Origin of the sequence: Hymenobacter sp. BRD67 (genome assembly GCF_013256425.1) — a bacterium.
In the GTDB taxonomy this organism is placed as follows: domain Bacteria; phylum Bacteroidota; class Bacteroidia; order Cytophagales; family Hymenobacteraceae; genus Hymenobacter.
Map to the genome: position 1 here is coordinate 14941 of NZ_CP053904.1, position 18345 is coordinate 33285.

An 18345-nucleotide genomic window follows, 5' to 3' on the forward strand; every position below is an offset into this window, starting at 1 on the left:
ACGAAAAAGCCGGGCCGATATGGCTCCTACCTTTGCAACCGACACCCCGAACAGATGTTTCTACACGAATTGCGTTTTCGCTGGCTGCCCGTCTCGACCCTCGGGGCCAGTGCCCTGCTGCTGGCTGCCTGCTCTGGCGCCGGGCTTTCTGCAGCCGATGAGCGGCGCGTGTTTCGCTACAACCAGCCCGAGGCGCTCAGCTCGCTCGACCCGGCTTTTGCCCGCAACCAGGCCAATAGCTGGGCCGTGGCGCAGCTCTACAACGGCCTGCTGGCTCTCGACTCGACCTTGCAGCCGGTGCCCGCGCTGGCGCGGCGCTACCAGATTTCGCCCGATGGGCTGACGTACACCTTTACGCTGCGGCGTGGTGTGCGCTTTCACGACAGTGAGGCGTTTGCCGACGGGCGCGGCCGGGAGGTAACAGCCCGCGATTTTGTCTATTCTTTCCGGCGGTTATTTGATGCCAAAACGGCTTCGCCGGGCGGCTGGATTTTTCGGGGCAAGGTGCTGGAAGACAGCAAGGGCAATAGCAGCGACACCTGCTTTGTGGCGGCCAATGACTCGACGCTGCGCATTCACCTGAAGGCGCCGTTTATCCCCTTTCTGAGCCTGCTTACCATGCCCTACACCTACGTGGTGCCGCACGAGGCCGTGGAGAAATACGGCAAGGACTTCCGCGAGCACCCGGTGGGTACCGGGCCGTTCCAGTTCAAGGTGTGGGACGAAGGTAATGTGCTGCTTTACCACCGCAACCCTATGTACTGGCGCAAGGATAGGCAAGGCCGCCGGCTACCTTATTTAGATGCCGTGGCCATCAGCTTCATCGCCGACCGCAAAACGGAGTTTCTGACCTTTTTGCAGGGCAAGCTGGATTTCCTGAGTGGCATCCGCGAGGGCTCGCGCGACCTGATTCTCAATGCCGATGGCTCGGTGCGGACCGATTTTAAAGGACGCTTTACCCTGCAAAAAGCGCCTTATCTGAATACCGAGTACCTGGGTTTTCAGCTCGACTCGGCCAGGCTCACCGGCGAGCAGGCTAGTCAGGGCCGCGCGCTGCGCGATGTGCGCGTGCGCCAGGCCCTGAGCTACGCCATCAACCGGCCCGAAATGCTGGCTTACGTGCTCAACCACGTAGGGCGGCCCGGTGAGTCGGGCTTTGTGCCGGCCGCGCTGCCTTCGTTTTCGCCGGCGCAGGTGCCGGGCTACACGTATCAGCCTCAGAAAGCCCGTGAGCTGCTAGCGGCGGCCGGCTACGGCCCTGCCCGGCCCTTACGGCTGCGCCTGAGCACCGTAGCCGAGCGCAAGGCCGTGGCCGAGTACCTCCAGAAAAACTGGGCCGACGTGGGCATTCAGGTGCAGATTGATATCAACCAGTCGGCCGCCCAACAGGAGCTGGTGGACAACGGCCGTGCAGCTTTTTTCAGCAAAAGCTGGCTGGGCGACTACCCCGACGCGGAGAATTACCTGGCCTTGTTCTACTCGCCCAACTTCAGCCCCGCCGGCCCCGACAAAACGCATTATAAATCAGCAGCGTACGACCAGCTGTATGCCCGCGCCATTAGGGAGCAGGATGCAGCCCGGCGCACCGCGCTCTACCAGCAGATGGACCGCCTGGTGGTGCGCGACGCGCCGGTAGTTTCGCTGTATTACGATGAGGTAATCCGCCTCACGCAGCGCAACGTACGCGGCCTCACGCCCAACCCGATGAACCAGCTACTGCTGGAGCAGGTGCGAAAATTGTAGCGTCGGGGGAGCTTACTTCTCCAAGCCGCTGTTGGTTAGCGGGTCGACGCGGGCCTGGACGTAGTTTATATAGCTCTGCAAGCTGGCCGGAATACCTTCTTCGGCATATACCGCGTGCAGGGGCTGCCCCAGCGGATGCACCGTGATAATGCTGGCCGGCAGGTCGTTGGTATTGCCCACGTAGCGTTCCTGGAACTTAGTGAAATCAACACGCTTAGCCTCGGCCAGCAGCTCGTTGACGGTTGCCACGGGCAGGTTCAGCGTGTGCTTGCCCAGCAGCTTTACAAAGCGCTGGCCATCGTATTCGACCCGGCCATCGGCAAAGATGGTAGCCGTATAAACCGGGCAGGTGCCATAGCAAGGGGTACGCTGCAAAATGAGCACTGGCTCGGCCTGGCGGGCCGGGACTTTCGTAGCCGTGGATTTGGATTTGCGCGGCAGCTTCTGCTGCGCACAGGCTGGCAGGGCCAGCGAAATTGCGAGTAACCAGAGCAAAAAGCGCATCAGAATAAGTTAAGGTGAACAAGAGAATGAGCAGTACTGCAAAAGCGCAGCGCCCGCAATAAAACGAAAACCAAGCCAATCTTGCGGTGGTGCGCTCATAAAAAAGGCGTATTGTAATGCTGAGCACTACAATACGCCTTTTTAAATATTAGATAATCTCTATGCTTTGCCGGGCGTCTTTTTTGCCTGCGCCTCGCGCTCCTGGGCAGTTTTCATGGCTTCGGCCAGCCGGGCCTGGAAGCCGCCGGGCTTTTTATCCTTGTTCTTGACCTTGTTGGCTTCGAGCTGCGCCCGAATCTTATCGTCGTTCACGAAGCTGCGGGTCAGGGCCTGCTGGCCTAGCGTTACAAGGTTGGAAACCAGGTAATACCAGGTAAGGCCGGCGGCAAAGCTGTTGAGCACGAAGAAGAAAACCAGCGGCATGAGGTAGCTGTAAAACTTCATCGGGCCCTGCATGGCCGCCGTGTTCATCTGGTTGCTCTGGTAGGTCATGAAGAGCGTCGAAATCGTCATCAGCACCGTGAAAATGCTGATGTGATTACCCAGATAAGGCAGCGTAAACGGCAGCTTGATGAGGTTGTCGTAGGTGCTCAAGTCGTGGGCCCAGAGGAAAGGCTGCTGGCGCAGCTCAATCGCGTTGGGGAAAAACTGGAACATGGCAAACAGAATCGGCAGCGTGAGCAGCGTGGGCACGCAGCCGCTGAGCGGCGACACCCCAAACTGATTGTAGAGCTTCATCGTCTCCTGTTGGGTTTTCACCTGGTCGTCGGGGTGCTTGGCCTTAATCTCGTCCAGCTCGGGCTTGAGCACTTTCATGCGGGCCTGGCTTTCGTAGGTTTTGTAGGTCAACGGCCACGTTACGAGCTTGATAATAATTACCAGCAGGAGGATAATAATGCCGTACGAGCTGATATACTGCTGCAGGAAGTTGAATACCGGAATCACTACGTAGCGGTTGACGTAGCGGAAGATGCCCCAGCCCAGGTACACGTTGCGGTCGAAGTTCGGCGCCACTTCCTTCAGCAGGTTGAACTGGTTGGGGCCGAAAAAGAAGCGGTACTGCCCGCCGGCCGCGCTCGTCACGTCGGCCACCGGCAGGGCCAGCGTGGTGCTCAGCGTTTTAATAAAGGTCGAGTCGGCCAGGTTTACCGTCGAGTTGAATTGCCCGCTGGCGAAGGGCTGCGAGTCGGCGATAAAGCCGGCCACAAAGAAGTCGTGCTTATCGGCCGCCCATTTGACAGGCGTAGCGATTTTCATCTCCTCCGGCTTTTCGCTGGCCTCGGCCAGACTGCCGGGGTCGTTGCTGGCCAGGTAGTGGTTGATGGTCGAATGGTTGCGGTTCTGCTTGAGGTCCTGCTCAGTCTGCCGCACATTGTCCACGAAGCTGAACGTGAGCGGCTCCTGCGCCACGGCAACGCCGCTGAGCTTCAGATTGTACTTCACCTCGTAGCCCATTTTGGGCAGGGTGTAGGTCTGCGTCACGCTGCCGCCGCCCACCGGGGCCGTAAACGCCAGCTGCTGCCCGCCATCGGCGGTAGGCGTTGGGGCGGCTGCCTGGAAGTTGAGGGTGCTGAAGTCAACCGTGTGCCCGTCGAGGGTGCGCAGCTTGGTGTTGTAGCGGGCGCTTTGTGCATCAAACAAGTCGAGCGGCTTGCCGAAAAACGTCTTATAGTTGTTGAGGCGCACCGCGGCTACGCGGCCGCCCTGGGTCGAGAAGGTGAGCGTCAGCTCAGGATTCTTCAGCTCAATAGTGCGCACCGGGCCGGCAGCCGAGTCGAGGGGGCCGCCGGGGTCAGGGCAGGCGTAAGGGTTGGGGCCGTCGGTTTGGCGGCAGTAGAGGTGGTAGCCTGGGTTTTATCCTTGTTCGGCTCCGCTTTGGGCGAGAAGAAAAACAAGTATACCAGGAGCAAGGCCGAAATAAGAAAAAGGCCAGTCGCTTGGTTGCGGTCCATTTACAATAAAAAGAATACGAAGGGCAAAGGTACGGCGGGGCGGGGCAGGGGCGCTTACTGCTTATGCCATTAATAAGAACGTCATGCTGAGCCTGTCGAAGTAGCTCTACCACGCCGCAAGGGGTATCATCTCAATGAAGCGGTAGAGCTGCTTCGGCAAGCTCAGCATGACGTTCTTATTTGCCTGATGCTTTAAGCTATTGCCCTTTCTTGTGCTGAATAGCCGCCTTCACAAACCGTACAAACAGCGGGTGCGGGGTTTCCACGGTACTTTTCAGCTCAGGGTGAAACTGCCCGGCCACAAACCACGGATGCACCGAGGCCGGCAGCTCAACTACTTCAACCAGACCGGTTTCGGGGTTGGTGCCAGAGGCCGTTAGACCGGCCGCCTCAAAGCGACTCAGGTACTCATTATTAAACTCATAGCGGTGGCGGTGGCGCTCGCTGATAACGCTGCGACCATAGGCTCTGGCCGCCCGTGAGCCGCGCTTCAGCTCGCAGGTATAGGACCCGAGGCGCATGGTGCCGCCTTTCTGGGTAATGTCCTTTTGCTCGGCCATCAGGGCAATAACCGGGTCGGGTGTGAGCGGGTCCATCTCGGTCGAGCTGGCCTGTGGCAAGCCCAGCACGTGGCGGGCGTATTCTACCACGGCCACCTGCATACCCAGGCAAATGCCGAAGAACGGAATGCCGTTTTCCCGCACGTAGCGCACGGCGGCCACCTTGCCCTCAAAGCCGCGCTCGCCGAAGCCGGGCGCTACCAGCACGCCATCCACGCCTTCGAGCTGCTGCACGGCGTTTTCGGGCGTCAGGTGCTCGCTCTGGATACTGCGCACTTTTACCTTGCACTCGTTGGCCGCACCGGCATGAATAAAAGATTCAATTATTGACTTATACGCATCTGGTAATTCTACGTATTTGCCTACCAGCGCAATCGTTACCTCCTCAGTCGGGTTTTTGAGCCGGCCCAGAAACTCTTTCCAGTTTTCCAGCTCGGGCGCGTGGCCGCCGGTGAGGCGCAGCTTGGCGATGACGCGGGCATCCAGCTCCTCTTTCAGCATGAGCAGCGGCACCGAGTAGATGGTGTCGGCGTCGAGGCTTTCGATAACGGCGTTGATTTTAACGTTGCAAAACAGCGCAATCTTGCGGCGCATCTCGGCCGGAATTGGGTGCTCGGAGCGGCACACCAGAATATCGGGCTGTAAGCCCGCCTCGCGCAAGTCTCTGACGGAGTGTTGGGTAGGCTTGGTTTTAAGCTCGCCGGCCGCGGCCAGGTAGGGCAGCAGCGTGAGGTGGATAACGAGCGAGTCGTGGGGCGGCAGCTCCCAGCGCAGCTGGCGCACGGCCTCCACAAAGGGCAGCGACTCGATGTCGCCGATGCAGCCGCCGATTTCGGTAATGACTACGTCGAACTCGCCCTTCTGGCCCAGCAGCAGCATTCGGCGCTTTATCTCGTCGGTGATGTGGGGCACTACCTGCACGGTTTTGCCCAGAAAGGCCCCTTCGCGCTCGCGGCGGATAACCGTGTCGTAGATGCGGCCGGTAGTGACGTTGTTGGCCTGCGAGGTGGGAGTGTTCAGAAAACGCTCGTAATGACCCAGGTCCAGGTCGGTTTCGGCTCCGTCGTCGGTCACGTAGCACTCGCCGTGCTCGTACGGGTTAAGCGTACCGGGGTCGATGTTAATGTAGGGGTCGAATTTTTGGATGGTGACCCGAAAGCCTCTGGCCTGCAAAAGCTTGGCCAGGGAGGCGGAAATAATTCCTTTTCCGAGCGAGGAGGTGACGCCGCCGGTGACGAAGATATACTTCGCGGCCGACGCTGTAGGGGAGGGGGTGGAGCGTTCAGGCATGACGGGGGTCAAAGGTACGGTGTAGGGCGTGGGCCCATGCCCCGCGGCGGCACTCAGCCAGCTATTTTTGTTGGTGGCACACTACTTGCCACCTCGTTTAGAGAAGCTTTAGCAGTATGCAAAAAAGAACGATAAATCCACTGATTTCGGGCATTAAGACCCGCAACTGGCAATGGTGGGCCGTGTTGAGCGGGCTCCTGATGCTCTCGCTAGGTAGCCCGGTTTATGGGCAGTCGGCGTCTGTTATCCTTCGTAAAGACCTGAAAAAAGATTTTGGCGCGGTAGGCGATGGCCGCACCAACGACCAGGCCGCTTTCGGAAAAGCCGCTGACTTTTTCAACAAGCGCGCCCAAACACCGGCCGGGGCCAGCGCAGCTGTGCTCACCATTCCTAAGGGCGTCTATCTGGTAAATCCTCAAGATGCTGCCGGTAACGGAGCCGACGTGCTGCACCTCGTTGGTTGCCGAAACCTGAGCATTCAGGGTGTCGACAGTGCCAACACCGAAATTCGTTATGCGAACGGCCTGCGCTACGGCTCGTTCGACCCCATTACAAAAAAGCCCTATGAGGCGCCGGCCGCCTTTTTCACCGATGCAAAATACGCCGCCGGTCTGGGCACGGCTATTACCTTACAAAACTGTGAAAATATTCTGGTAGCCGGACTGGCCATTAATGGTAGTAGCGCCAAGCTCGTTGTGGGTGGGCACTGGGGTGATACCGGCATCCAGCTCGGAGCCGACGCGATTTTTATCAGTGATTCGCGCCATATCACCCTGCGGCTGCTGGCGCTCCATCATCTCGGTCGCGACGGCATACAAGTACTCAATCATTTGGCGAAGAGTGTTGACGACCCGCACCAGGAAGCAATTTTGCTGGAAAACACGACCTGCAACTACAATGGGCGTCAGGGTCTGTCACTCACGGGGGTAAATGGGTTTCGGGCCATTAATTGCAGCTTCAGCCATACCGGGCGAGTAATGGTAGCCGCTACGGGTAAGCCCTTGTTTTCAAGCCCCGGTGCCGGGGTGGATATAGAGCCGCAGGATGGTTTTGTAGCTAATGTGAGTCTCGAAAATTGTCGTTTTGTGGACAATGCCGGTCAGGGCCTGGTATCGGACCGACCCTCCGTTAACCAACCGAACAGTACCCGTAATGTGACAATAGCCGAAAGCCTGCTATGGGGCACTACTAATTGGTCGGCCTGGGTAACTCAGACCGGCTTTCTGTTTAAAAACTGCCGTATCTACGGGGCTTTTGTACACGGCTGCCAAGCGGCTACGGCTGCCGATGCCACCCGCTTTATCGGTTGCACCTTTGAGGATAGGCCTTACCACGGGCAGCAGGCTTATGGCCCTTTTACGCTTCATTCTGATACCTACGCCCGCCGCATGAGCTTCACGAACTGCCGCTTCGTGGGAACTCACAACTATCTCATTCACGCTATTCCGGCAACTACCGACACCGCCAGCTTATTTCATGTGCGCAATTGCACATTTCTATATGATTATACCCAGCCGCCACAGGGTTCGTATGATAAGCTGCTAGGGAGCATTTTTAGTGGTAATACCGTATTTAAAGATGGTCCGCACCGGACCAGTCGGCACCGGACCAGTTTTATGTTTGGGAGCAGCGGTACCATGGGCTCCACTATCGTGCGGGCCCCGGGGAGCCTGCAGCTGCTCGCTCCCAATTGTTACTACCTGGTGCAGGGCGGGCTGGATATCGGACGGCAGCCGGCCCGAAGCCGTGATTCGGCCAGTGTGGTAGTAGCAGCTGATAATGCATTGGTTGTGAATGAGTCGCCGGGCAAAGTGCCAGAGTTATATATTGGTCCCACTTCGCGCCTCATAATTAAAAAGGGAGGAGCGCTGGAAGTTCTTCGGAATACCCAGGTGACAATAGCGGGCCAGTTGATAGTGCAGGATGGTGCTTACTTTTTCCTTGACCCTCTGGCCAAAGTAAGGACCATCGGACGGGGCCAGCTACGCGTAGGACCGAAAGCTTTTAAAACCAAGCACCCGTCGCTGTATTCCACCTATTACTAAGGTGTAAACGCTGCTGGGTAATCACGCCGGTGAGGCGGCGCGCGGCGGCCTCGACGTTTTTCGAGGTAAAGGCAGTGGCCGCCGGGGCTAACAGGTCGGGCATAGGGATAAGATAATAGTGATGAGCAGGACGTTCTCTTTAAGAACTAACCCATCATACCTCTACATTCTCGGCCGCCCGTGAGCGCAGCTCGCGCACGGTGGCGCCGGTTTGCCACAGCTCCGAGTCGCGTACTTCCTTGAGCTCGGCTTGCAGCTCCTGCCGATAATTCGGCGTTGTGCCGCGCTCGATGGTGCGGCGGGCTTCGGCCCCGCTGGCCACGCTGTCGTACAGCTCGTTGAGGACGGGTAGTGTGGCCTCGCGGAACCGGCCTTTCCAGTCGAGGGCACCGCGCTGGGCCGTTACCGAGCAGTTGGCAAACATCCAGTCCATGCCGTTTTCGCCCACCAGTGGCACCAGGCTCTGCGTCAGCTCTTCCACGGTTTCGTTGAAGGCCTCGGAGGGCGAGTGGCCGCGCTGCCGCAGCACCTGGTACTGGGCCTCGATGATGCCGGCCAGGGCGCCCATCAGTACTCCGCGCTCGCCGGTGAGGTCGGAGTAGACTTCCTTTTTGAAGTCGGTTTCAAACAGATAGCCCGAGCCCACCCCAATACCCAGAGCAATGGCCTTCTCCCAGGCCTTGCCGCTGGCATCCTGGTACACGGCAAACGATGAATTCAGGCCGCCGCCGGCCACAAACAGGCGGCGCAGGCTGGTGCCGCTGCCCTTGGGGGCTACCAGCACCACGTCTACGTCCTGGGGTGGCACGATGCCTGTCTGGTCGTTAAACGTGATACCGAAGCCGTGCGAGAAATAGAGCGTTTTTCCGGCGGTGAGCTTGCCTTTCAGCGTGGGCCACAGCGCAATCTGCCCCGCGTCGGAGAGTAAATTACAGAGAATAGTGCCCTTGTCGGCGGCTTCCTCAATGGGGAACAGCGACTCGCCCGGCACCCAGCCATCCCGGAGGGCGCGCTCCCAGGAAGGCGTGCCTTCGCGCTGGCCCACAATAACCTGGAAGCCGTTGTCGCGCATGTTCAGCGCCTGGCCGGGACCCTGCACGCCGTAGCCGATAACGGCGATGGTCTCGTCTTTCAGAAAGTCGAGCGCCTTGTCGAGGGGAAATTCGTCGCGGGTGATGACGGTTTCGGGTACGCCGCCGAAGTTGATGGTTGCCATAAGGGTTGGGGTGTAGCGCGGACTTTCAATCCGCGAGTTGAGTGAAAAAAGGTGTCTTAACTACATCGGGTGGGCCGCGGACTGAACTGAAAGTCAGCGTAGCTAAAGTCCGCGCTACATGGTAAAAACCTGCTCTCGGTCGTTCAGAAATTCGTTTTCCGCCACCACCTCGCCGGGCTCACGGCGCTCAAACTCCCGGAGCTTGTGGTGAAAGCCATCGCTGGCCTTGATGATGGCAATGCGCGCCGAGCGCACAAACTCAATGAGGCCGTAAGGCTGCAAAACCCGGATGAGGCTGTCGGTTTCCTCGCGGTGGCCGGTGGTTTCAAATACCGTATAGTCTTTGCGGATGACTACGGCGCGGGCCCCGTTTTCGCGGAGCAGGCGCTCGACGAGGGCTTTCTCGGCAATCACGTCGGTGGGTACCTTGTAGAGCGCCATCTCCTGCCAAATCACGTCGGCGTTGGGATTAAAATACACTTTCAGCACCTCTACCTGCTTCTCAATCTGCTTGGCGAGCTTGTGCACAATTTCCTCCGTTTCTGCAATCACGATGTTGAAGCGGTGGATGCCTTCAATCTCGGAAGGCGACACGTTGAGGCTTTCGATGTTGATTTTACGGCGCGAAAAGATGATGGCAATGCAGTTGAGCAGTCCAACCTGGTTTTCGGTGTAGGCGGTGATGTTGTATTCCTGGCGGGCGGCGGGGGCGTGGCTCATAAGCTTATTATCTGATGTAGAGCGTCATGCTTCGCTGTGCTCTGCATAACGTTCTTTTTGCGTGTTTTACCGCAGCCGGATTTCCGCCACGCTGCACCCCTGCGGCACCATCGGAAAGATGTTGTTTTCCTTCATTACCATTACCTCAAGGAGAAACGAGCCAGGGTGAGCCAGCATCTCTTCCAGGGCCGGACGCAGGTCGGCGCGGGCATCCACGCGCTGGCCGGCGATGTGGTAACCCTTCGCCACGGCCACAAAATCGGGGCTTTGGATATCCACAAACGAGTAGCGGCGCTGGTGAAACAGCTCCTGCCACTGCCGTACCATGCCCAGAAACTGGTTGTTGAGAATGATGATTTTCACATCCACGCCCGTCTGCATAACAGTGCCCAGCTCCTGGATGGTCATCTGAAAGCCGCCATCGCCAATAACGGCTACCACCACGCGGCCGGGCGCCCCCAGCTTGGCCCCGATAGCCGCCGGCAGGGCAAAGCCCATGGTGCCCAGTCCGCCGCTCGTCACGTGGCTGCGCGGGTGGTTCATACGGGCGTAGCGGCAGGCTACCATCTGGTGCTGGCCCACGTCGGACACGATAATAGCCTCGCCCTGAGAGAGTTCATTAAGCTGCTGCATCACTTCGCCCATCGTCAGCTCCTCCGACGTTGGGAACAGTTCTTCACGAATCACGGCGTCGATTTCCTGCGCTGTGTAGTCGTGGAAGCGGGCCAGCCAGGCGGGGTGGGTGCGGGGCTCGACCAGCGCCGTGAGAAGGGGCAGGGTTTCCTTGCAGTCGCCCCACACCGGCACCGTGGCTGGCACGTTCTTGTCAATCTCGGTGGGGTCGATGTCGAGGTGAATAACCCTGGCCTGCCGGGCGTACTTATCGAGGCGGCCGGTTACGCGGTCGTCGAAGCGCATCCCAATGGCAATCAGCACGTCGCACTCGTTGGTGAGCACATTGGGCCCGTAGTTGCCATGCATACCCAGCATACCCACGTTGAGCGGGTGGCCGGTGGGTAGCGCGCCCACACCCAGGATGGTCCAGGCCGCCGGAATACCGCTTTTCTCCACGAAAGCCCGAAACTCGACCTCGGCGGAGCCCAGCACCACGCCCTGGCCCCAGAGGATAAACGGCCGCTGGGCGCTGTTTATCAGCTCGGCGGCCTGCCGGACGTAGGCAGGCCGTACCACCGGCGCCGGCCGGTAGCTGCGAATGTGGGTGCAGGGCGCATACGCCGGCGCGTCGAACAGCTGCTGTTGGGCGTTCTTGGTAATATCCACCAGCACCGGCCCCGGCCGGCCGCTACGGGCAAGGTAGAAGGCCCTAGCCAGGGCCTCCGGAATTTCCTCGGCCTTGGTTACCTGGTAGTTCCACTTCGTAATGGGCGTCGTGATGTTGAGGATATCCGTTTCCTGAAACGCATCGGAGCCCAGCAGGTGCGCAAATACCTGCCCCGTGATGCAGACCAGCGGCGTGCTGTCAATCAGCGCATCGGCCAGGCCCGTGACGAGGTTGGTGGCACCCGGCCCACTCGTGGCCAGCACCACGCCCACCCGGCCCGAAGCGCGCGCATAGCCCTGCGCCGCATGAATACCGCCCTGCTCGTGGCGTACCAGCACGTGGTTGAGCTGGGTGGTAAAGTCGTAGAGCGCGTCGTAAATCGGGATAATTGCCCCGCCGGGATAGCCAAAAATCGTGTCCACACCCTCGGCCACCAGGGCTTGCAGCGTGGCTACCGCACCCGAGATGGGCGCGAGCGTAGGCCGGGGCGGGCTAGCGGCCTGCGGGGCGGAGAGCGGGCTCTGGAACATACGCTTCTTCGAGTAAATCGGTGATGCAGCCGTGGCTGGCGTCGCTCACGGTGCGGATGTACTTGAGCAGCACGCCCTGGCGCGCCGGCAGCGGGGGCCGCCGCCAGGCCGCCCGACGAGCCTCCAGCTCATATTCAGAAAGTTGAATGTCTATCGTGTTGTTGGCCGTGTCGATAACGACCCAGTCGCCGTTCTGCACCAGGGCGATGCCGCCGCCGTCGTAGGCCTCGGGGCAGACGTGCCCAATCACGAAGCCGTGGGTGCCGCCCGAAAAGCGTCCGTCCGTTACCAAGGCCACCTTATCGCCCAGCCCGGCCCCGATAATGGCCGAGGTCGGCTTGAGCATTTCGGGCATACCCGGCCCGCCTTTCGGCCCCACGTAGCGAATCACGACCACCTGCCCGGCCTTGATTTTGTGGTGCCTGATGCCCTCATTCAGCTCTTCTTCCGAGTTGAAGACTATTGCCGGGCCTTCGAAGCGCAGCCCTTCCTTGCCCGTAATCTTCGCCACCGCGCCCCGGCTGGCCAGATTGCCGTAGAGCATCTGAATGTGCCCGTCGGCCTTGATGGGGTTGCTCAGGGGGCGCAGTAGGTTTTGACCGGGGCCGAGGGGCCGCACGTCGGCCAGGTTTTCGGCCAGCGTGCGGCCGGTCACGGTCAGCAGGTCACCCTGGAGCAGGCCGTAGTCGAGCAGGGTGCGCTGCACGGCCGGCACGCCGCCCAGCTTCGACAAATCCTCCATCAGGTACTGGCCGCTGGGCTTGAGGTCGGCCAGCACCGGCACGCGGTTGCTCACGGCCTGAAAGTCTTCCATCGTCAGCTTCACGCCGGCCGCGTGGGCAATGGCGATGAGGTGCAGCACGGCATTGGTCGAGCCGCCGAGCACCGTTATCACGACCAGCGCGTTCTCAAATGCCTCCCTAGTCAGGATATCGCGGGGCTTAAGGTCCAGCTCCAGCAGGCGGCGCAGGTAGGCGCCGGTGGCGAGGCATTCCTGTAGCTTGGCGGGGCTTTCGGCGGGCAGCGACGACGAGGCGGGCACCGTCAGGCCCAGTGTTTCGATAGCGGCGGCCATCGTATTGGCGGTGTACATGCCGCCGCACGCGCCCGGCCCCGGGCAGGCATGGTGGATAATACCCTGGTAGTCTTCCTCCGAAATCTGCCCGTTCACTTTTTTGCCATAGGCCTCAAAGCAGGATACAATGTTGAGCTGCTGCCCCTTAAACTCACCGCCCCGGATGGTGCCGCCGTACACCATCAGCGCCGGCCGGTTGAGGCGCGCCATAGCAATGAGCGCGCCGGGCATGTTTTTGTCGCAGCCTACCACGCAGGCCAGCGCGTCGTAGTAGTGCGCCCCGGCCATCGCCTCAATCGAGTCGGCAATTATCTCCCTCGAAACCAGCGAGTAGCGCATGCCGGCGTTGCCGTTCGTGATACCATCGCTCACGCCGATGGTGTTGAAGCGCAACCCCACCAGGCCCTGGGCCGCCACGCCGCGCTTTACCTCGTTAGCGAGCCCGTCGAGGTGCATGTTGCAGGTGTTGCCCTCGAAGCCTGTCGAGCAGATACCCACGAACGGCTTGCGCAAATCCGCGTCCGACAGCCCCGCGCCGATGAGCATGGCCTGCGAGGCCGGCAAGCTGTCGTCCTGGGTATAAATGCGGCTGAATTTATTGAGAGTCATAGCGTTAAGCTAATAAAAAGAAAAGCTGGCGGGCCCTAAAAAAACCTTCCTGAGCTGCGGGCCTAGGAAGGTTTTCTTTCGGGTAAGAACTACCTGCTAGCCCGTGAGGGTAAGAAGAATGACCACGGAAATAAAGGGTAGCAGGATAGGGCGCATGGCGGGTAGTAGCGTGGACTCTGTGAGTCCGCGCGTGGTAGCGGGTAGGTCGTTCAACGCGCGGACTCGCAGAGTCCACGCTACAGTTAAATAATCGTGCTGATGCCCACGGCAATGTTGTGGGCGTTCCACTGTTGCTCGTTGGAGTCGGCAACCCAGAAGGCCACGTAGCTGCCCACCTGCTCGGTGGTGTAGGGCGCCGTGCCGTTCAGCTCAGGCGTTAATATATTGTTGCTTATGGCTTCATCTACCCCTTCGCGCACCAGGGCCGCTTCGTCGGTCAGGCCCAGATGGTCGAGGAGCATGGCGGCCGAGAGAATAGCCGCCAGCGGATTGGCAATGCCCTGGCCTTTGGCCTGCGGGTAAGAGCCGTGGATGGGCTCAAACACCGCCACGGCCGCGCCCACCGAGGCCGAAGGCAGCAGGCCCATCGACCCGGCAATCACCGAGGCTTCGTCGGAGAGAATATCGCCAAACATATTCTCGGTCAGCACCACGTCAAACTGCCGGGGGTTGGTAATCAGCTGCATCGCGGCGTTGTCCACGAAGAGGTAGTCGACCGTCACTTCAGGGTAGTCGGTAGCTAAGTCGCGTACCACTTCGCGCCACAGGCGTGAGGTTTCCAGTACGTTGGCTTTGTCGACGAGCGTCAGGTGCTGGCGCCGGCCGGCGGCGGCCTGAAACGCCAGGTGCGCGATGCGCTCAATCTCGGGGCGCGAGTAGGTGCAGTGGTCGTAGGCTGTGCCATCGGCCGTGCGGCCTTTTTCGCCGAAGTAGATGCCGCACGTCAGCTCGCGGAAAATCACTAAGTCGGTGCCTTCGATGCGGTCGGCTTTCAGGGGCGAGTGCTTCAGCAGCGCCTGGTAGGCCGTAACGGGGCGGATGTTGGCAAATAAGCCCAGCTCTTTGCGCATCCGCAGCAGGCCCTGCTCGGGGCGCACCGGGGCGGTAGGGTCGTTGTCGTACTTGGGGTCGCCGATGGCGCCGAACAGTACCGCGTCGGCGGCCCGGCAGGCGGCCAGCGTTTCGTCGGGCAGCGGGTTGCCGGTGGCGTCGATGGCGCAGGCCCCTACTAGGTGCGAGGTAAACTCAAACCGGTGGCCGAAGCGCTCGGCCACGGCGTCGAGCACTTTCACGGCCTGCCGACAGACTTCCGGCCCGATGCCATCACCGGGCAGCAACGCTATTTTTTTGATTACCATGTCCACGCGCGTTGTTTTTCAAAGGCCTCAATGGCCGGTTTCTGATTCACTAAAAAGTCGATGTCGTCGTAGCCGTTAAGCAGGCATTCTTTTTTATAGGGGTCGATGTCGAAGCCGAATGATTCGCCCCAGGCCGGCACCGCCAGCGTTTGGGAGGGCAAATCCACCACCAGCGCTAAGTGCGGGTCGGCCTCGATACCGGCCAGCAGGCGGGCCAGCACCTCGTCGCTCACCTGCAGGGGCAGCAGGCCGGTATTCAGGGCATTGCCCCGAAAAATATCGGCGAAATAGCTCGAAATAACTACCCGAAAACCCGCGTCGTACAGCGCCCAGGCGGCGTGCTCGCGGCTGGAGCCGCAGCCGAAGTTCTTGCCGGCTACCAGAATCAGGCCCTGGTAGCGCGGGTTGTTCAGTACAAAGCCGGCCCTGGGCGAACCGTCGGCCTGGTAGCGCCAGTCGCAAAACAGGTTGGTGCCGAAGCCTTCGCGGGTGGTGGCTTTCAGGAAGCGGGCCGGAATAATCTGGTCTGTATCAATATTTTCCAGCGGCAGCGGAACGGCCGTGGTGCGCAGCGTTTGAAATTTTTCCATTAGTTCAAATACTGCGTAATGTCCACGATGCGGCCCTGCACGGCCGTAATAGCCGCCACCAGCGGGGAGGCCAGCAGCGTCCGCGAGCCCGGTCCCTGCCGCCCCTCGAAATTGCGGTTGGAAGTGGCCACGCAGTAGGCCCCGGCCGGAATCTTGTCTTCGTTCATGGCCAGGCAGGCGCTGCAGCCGGGCTCACGCAGCTCGAAGCCGGCGGCGGCAAAAATCTTGTCGATGCCTTCGGCAATGGCCTGCTGCTCCACCAGCTTGGAGCCGGGTACGATGATGGCCTCGACGTGGCCGGCCTTCTGCTTGCCCTGCACGTAGGCGGCCACGGCGCGCAGGTCTTCGATGCGCGAGTTGGTGCAGCTGCCGATGAATACGTAGTCAATCTGCTTGCCCAGCAGCGATTCGCCCCGCTCGAAACCCATGTATCTGAGCGATTTATCAAAGCTTTCGGCCTCTGCGGCGGGCACTTCGCTCGGCACGTGGCCGGTGAGCGCAATGCCCATGCCGGGGTTGGTGCCATAGGTAATCATGGGCGTGATATCGGCCGCTGCGAAGGTGTGCTCGGCTTCAAACGTAGCGTCGGCGTCCGAGTAGAGCGTCTGCCAGTAGGCCACGGCGTCGTGCCAGGCCGTGCCTTTGGGGGCAAAGGGCCGGCCCTCCACGTAGGCCAGCGTGGTGCTATCGGGGGCGATGAGGCCACCGCGCGCGCCCATCTCGATGCTCATGTTGCAGACGGTCATGCGGCCTTCCATGCTCAGGCTGCGCACGGCGCTGCCTGCGTATTCCACAAAGTAGCCGGTGGCGCCGCCCGTGCCGAGCTGCGCGATAACGTAGAGAATCAGGTCTTTCGCCGTTACGCCGGGCCGCAGTTCCCCTTCTACCGAGATGCGCATGCGCTTGGGGCGGCTCAGCAGCAGGCACTGCGAGGCCATTACCTGCGCTACCTGGCTGGTGCCGATGCCAAAGGCCACCGCGCCGAAGGCGCCGTGCGTGGAGGTATGGCTGTCGCCGCACACGATGGTGGTGCCCGGCAGCGTCAGGCCCAGCTCGGGCCGATAACGTGCACGATGCCCTGGCGCTGGTGGCCCAGCCCGTACAGCTCAATGCCGTACTTCTGGCAGTTCTCGGTCAGCTTATCGACCTGTGAGCGCGAAAGCGGCTCGGCAATGGGCAGGTGCTGGTTCAGGGTCGGCACGTTGTGGTCGGCGGTGGCTAACAGCCGGCCGGGGCGGAACAGCGGCAGCTGGCGGGCGGCCAGCTCATCAAACGCCTGCGGGCTGGTTACCTCATGAATCAGGTGGCGGTCGATGTACACTACATCGAGTCCACTCTCGATGGAGCGGACAACGTGAGCATCCCAGATTTTATCGACTAGCGTGCGGGCATTGTGGGGATAAGGATAGGATAGTTTACCGAATGAATAGGCACTAGCAGTGTCGGCCAAAAGGCTAAGGAAGTGAAGCAGCAGGGGGAAGTTTTGGTCGTGTTAAGGTTGTGAAAGAGCGGTGTTATTGGGGTTTTAACCCGACCCCCTGACTTCCCTGCTCCCACCCACTGGCAGCGCCTGCCGCTCCGCTTCCTTAGCCCATCAGCCGACAGCTACTGGTTTTTCCTGTTCCACGAGTCTATGCAAGTCGTGGTCGTATACTTCGCGCTGGCGGTCGGCAAGCTGTAAGAAGCTGGCATAGGCCGTATTAAGCGCCGGGCGCTCCAGGTGGTAGCCCAGCTTCTGGAGGCGGTAGGCGAGGGCCGCGCGGCCCGAGCGCGCCGTGAGCACAATGCTGGAATCGACCACGCCGACCTCTTTGGGGTCAATTATCTCGTAGGTTTCGCGGCACTTAATCACCCCATCCTGGTGGATGCCGCTGCTGTGCGCGAAGGCATTGGCCCCCACAATGGCTTTGTTGGCCTGCACGGGCATGCTCATGAGGTGCGCAACCAGGGCCGACGTTTCGGCCAGCAGCTTGGTTTGCACGCCGGTAGTGAGGTTGAGGTAAGGATGCTGGCGCAAAATCATCACCACTTCTTCGAGCGCCGTGTTGCCGGCGCGCTCGCCCACGCCGTTGATGGTGCACTCAATCTGGCGCGCGCCGTTGCTAACTCCCGCGATGGAATTGGCGGTGGCCAGGCCGAGGTCGTTGTGGCAATGCGTCGATAATATAGCCTTTTCTATACCTTTCACGTTCTCGTAGAGGTACTTTATTTTGGCGCCGTACTCCTGCGGCAGGCAGTAGCCGGTGGTGTCCGGGATGTTGAGCACCGTGGCCCCGGCCGCGATGGCCGCCTCGCACACCCGCGCCAGAAACTCATTGTCGGTGCGGCCGGCGTCTTCGGCGTAAAACTCCACGTCTTCCACAAAGCTTTTGGCGAGCTTGACGGCGGCCACGGCCCGCTCCAGCACATCTGCCTGCGTGGTACGCAGCTTTTGCTGAATGTGCAGCTCCGACGTGCCGATGCCGGTATGAATGCGCGGCCGGCGCGCCGAGCGCAATGCCTCGGCCGCCACCCGGATGTCGTTTTCCACGGCGCGTGTGAGGCCGCACACGGTAGCTTCCTTCGTTTGGGCCGCAATGGCCGCCACGGCGGCAAAGTCGCCGGGGCTCGATACCGGGAAGCCGGCCTCAATTACATCAACGCCCAGCGCCTCCAACTGCCGGGCAATAACCAGCTTCTCCTGCTGGTTTAGCTTGCAGCCGGGCACCTGCTCGCCGTCGCGCAGCGTGGTGTCAAAAATCTGGATGTTGTGCGTTGCCATAGAGGTAGAGAGCCCGCCCAAGCGAGGCTTTCGCTGTAATTGCACTGCAAGTACCAAGCTGCTGCCGGGCCGCAAAAACAAGTTTTGTTGTTTTTTATGATTTCCAAGCT

Annotated in this window: 13 protein-coding genes and 1 pseudogene; 2 read left to right on the top strand and 12 right to left on the bottom strand. The window is 60.4% G+C overall.

Features of this window, described 5'->3' with window-relative positions; genetic code table 11:
- The first annotated feature begins 54 nt into the window (after positions 1-54).
- A complete protein-coding gene (locus GKZ67_RS00090; RefSeq protein WP_173240549.1) occupies positions 55-1743 on the top strand; it encodes an ABC transporter substrate-binding protein in 1689 nt (562 codons plus the stop codon).
- A 12-nt stretch (positions 1744-1755) separates the two neighbouring features.
- Here GKZ67_RS00090 and GKZ67_RS00095 read toward each other — a convergent pair whose 3' ends face one another.
- The 4 genes from GKZ67_RS00095 to GKZ67_RS00110 form a co-directional block, all read right to left on the bottom strand.
- Positions 1756-2247, bottom strand: coding sequence for a DUF6438 domain-containing protein (locus tag GKZ67_RS00095; RefSeq protein WP_173240551.1), 492 nt, complete (start codon positions 2245-2247; stop codon positions 1756-1758).
- A 159-nt stretch (positions 2248-2406) separates the two neighbouring features.
- Positions 2407-4005, bottom strand: coding sequence for a membrane protein insertase YidC (gene yidC / locus GKZ67_RS00100; protein ID WP_173240553.1), 1599 nt, complete (start codon positions 4003-4005; stop codon positions 2407-2409).
- A complete protein-coding gene (locus tag GKZ67_RS00105; RefSeq protein WP_173240555.1) occupies positions 3987-4199 on the bottom strand; it encodes a hypothetical protein in 213 nt (70 codons plus the stop codon). Before GKZ67_RS00105 ends, yidC begins: the two co-directional genes overlap by 19 nt.
- 197 nt (positions 4200-4396) lie before the next feature.
- On the bottom strand, positions 4397-6049 hold the full coding sequence (locus GKZ67_RS00110) for a CTP synthase (protein WP_173240557.1): 1653 nt from the start codon (positions 6047-6049) through the stop codon (positions 4397-4399).
- A gap of 116 nt (positions 6050-6165) precedes the next feature.
- Between GKZ67_RS00110 and GKZ67_RS00115 the strand changes: the two genes are divergently transcribed.
- Entirely contained in the window at positions 6166-8094 is a 1929-nt protein-coding gene (locus GKZ67_RS00115; protein WP_173240558.1) for a right-handed parallel beta-helix repeat-containing protein, read from the top strand.
- A gap of 154 nt (positions 8095-8248) precedes the next feature.
- On the opposite strand, the gene ilvC is transcribed toward GKZ67_RS00115, so the two are convergent.
- The 8 genes and pseudogenes from ilvC to GKZ67_RS00155 form a co-directional block, all read right to left on the bottom strand.
- Complete coding sequence (ilvC, locus tag GKZ67_RS00120) at positions 8249-9310, bottom strand: ketol-acid reductoisomerase (protein WP_173240560.1); 1062 nt, start codon at positions 9308-9310, stop codon at positions 8249-8251.
- A 114-nt stretch (positions 9311-9424) separates the two neighbouring features.
- Positions 9425-10030, bottom strand: a complete 606-nt coding sequence (gene ilvN, locus GKZ67_RS00125) for an acetolactate synthase small subunit (RefSeq protein ID WP_173240562.1) — start codon at positions 10028-10030, stop codon at positions 9425-9427.
- 66 nt (positions 10031-10096) lie between these two features.
- Entirely contained in the window at positions 10097-11842 is a 1746-nt protein-coding gene (ilvB, locus tag GKZ67_RS00130; RefSeq protein ID WP_173240564.1) for a biosynthetic-type acetolactate synthase large subunit, read from the bottom strand.
- Positions 11805-13526, bottom strand: a complete 1722-nt coding sequence (gene ilvD / locus GKZ67_RS00135; RefSeq protein ID WP_173240566.1) for a dihydroxy-acid dehydratase — start codon at positions 13524-13526, stop codon at positions 11805-11807. Before ilvD ends, ilvB begins: the two co-directional genes overlap by 38 nt.
- Before the next feature lie 242 nt (positions 13527-13768).
- The gene (gene leuB, locus GKZ67_RS00140) at positions 13769-14884 is read right to left on the bottom strand and encodes a 3-isopropylmalate dehydrogenase (RefSeq protein WP_173240568.1); all 1116 of its coding nucleotides are present in this window, start codon (positions 14882-14884) and stop codon (positions 13769-13771) included.
- On the bottom strand, positions 14878-15474 hold the full coding sequence (gene leuD, locus GKZ67_RS00145) for a 3-isopropylmalate dehydratase small subunit (protein WP_173240570.1): 597 nt from the start codon (positions 15472-15474) through the stop codon (positions 14878-14880). Before leuD ends, leuB begins: the two co-directional genes overlap by 7 nt.
- A pseudogene (gene leuC / locus GKZ67_RS00150) lies at positions 15474-16843 on the bottom strand (3-isopropylmalate dehydratase large subunit). Before leuC ends, leuD begins: the two are co-directional and overlap by 1 nt.
- 225 nt (positions 16844-17068) lie before the next feature.
- Complete coding sequence (locus GKZ67_RS00155; RefSeq protein WP_173240572.1) at positions 17069-18235, bottom strand: 2-isopropylmalate synthase; 1167 nt, start codon at positions 18233-18235, stop codon at positions 17069-17071.
- Positions 18236-18345 lie beyond the last annotated feature (110 nt).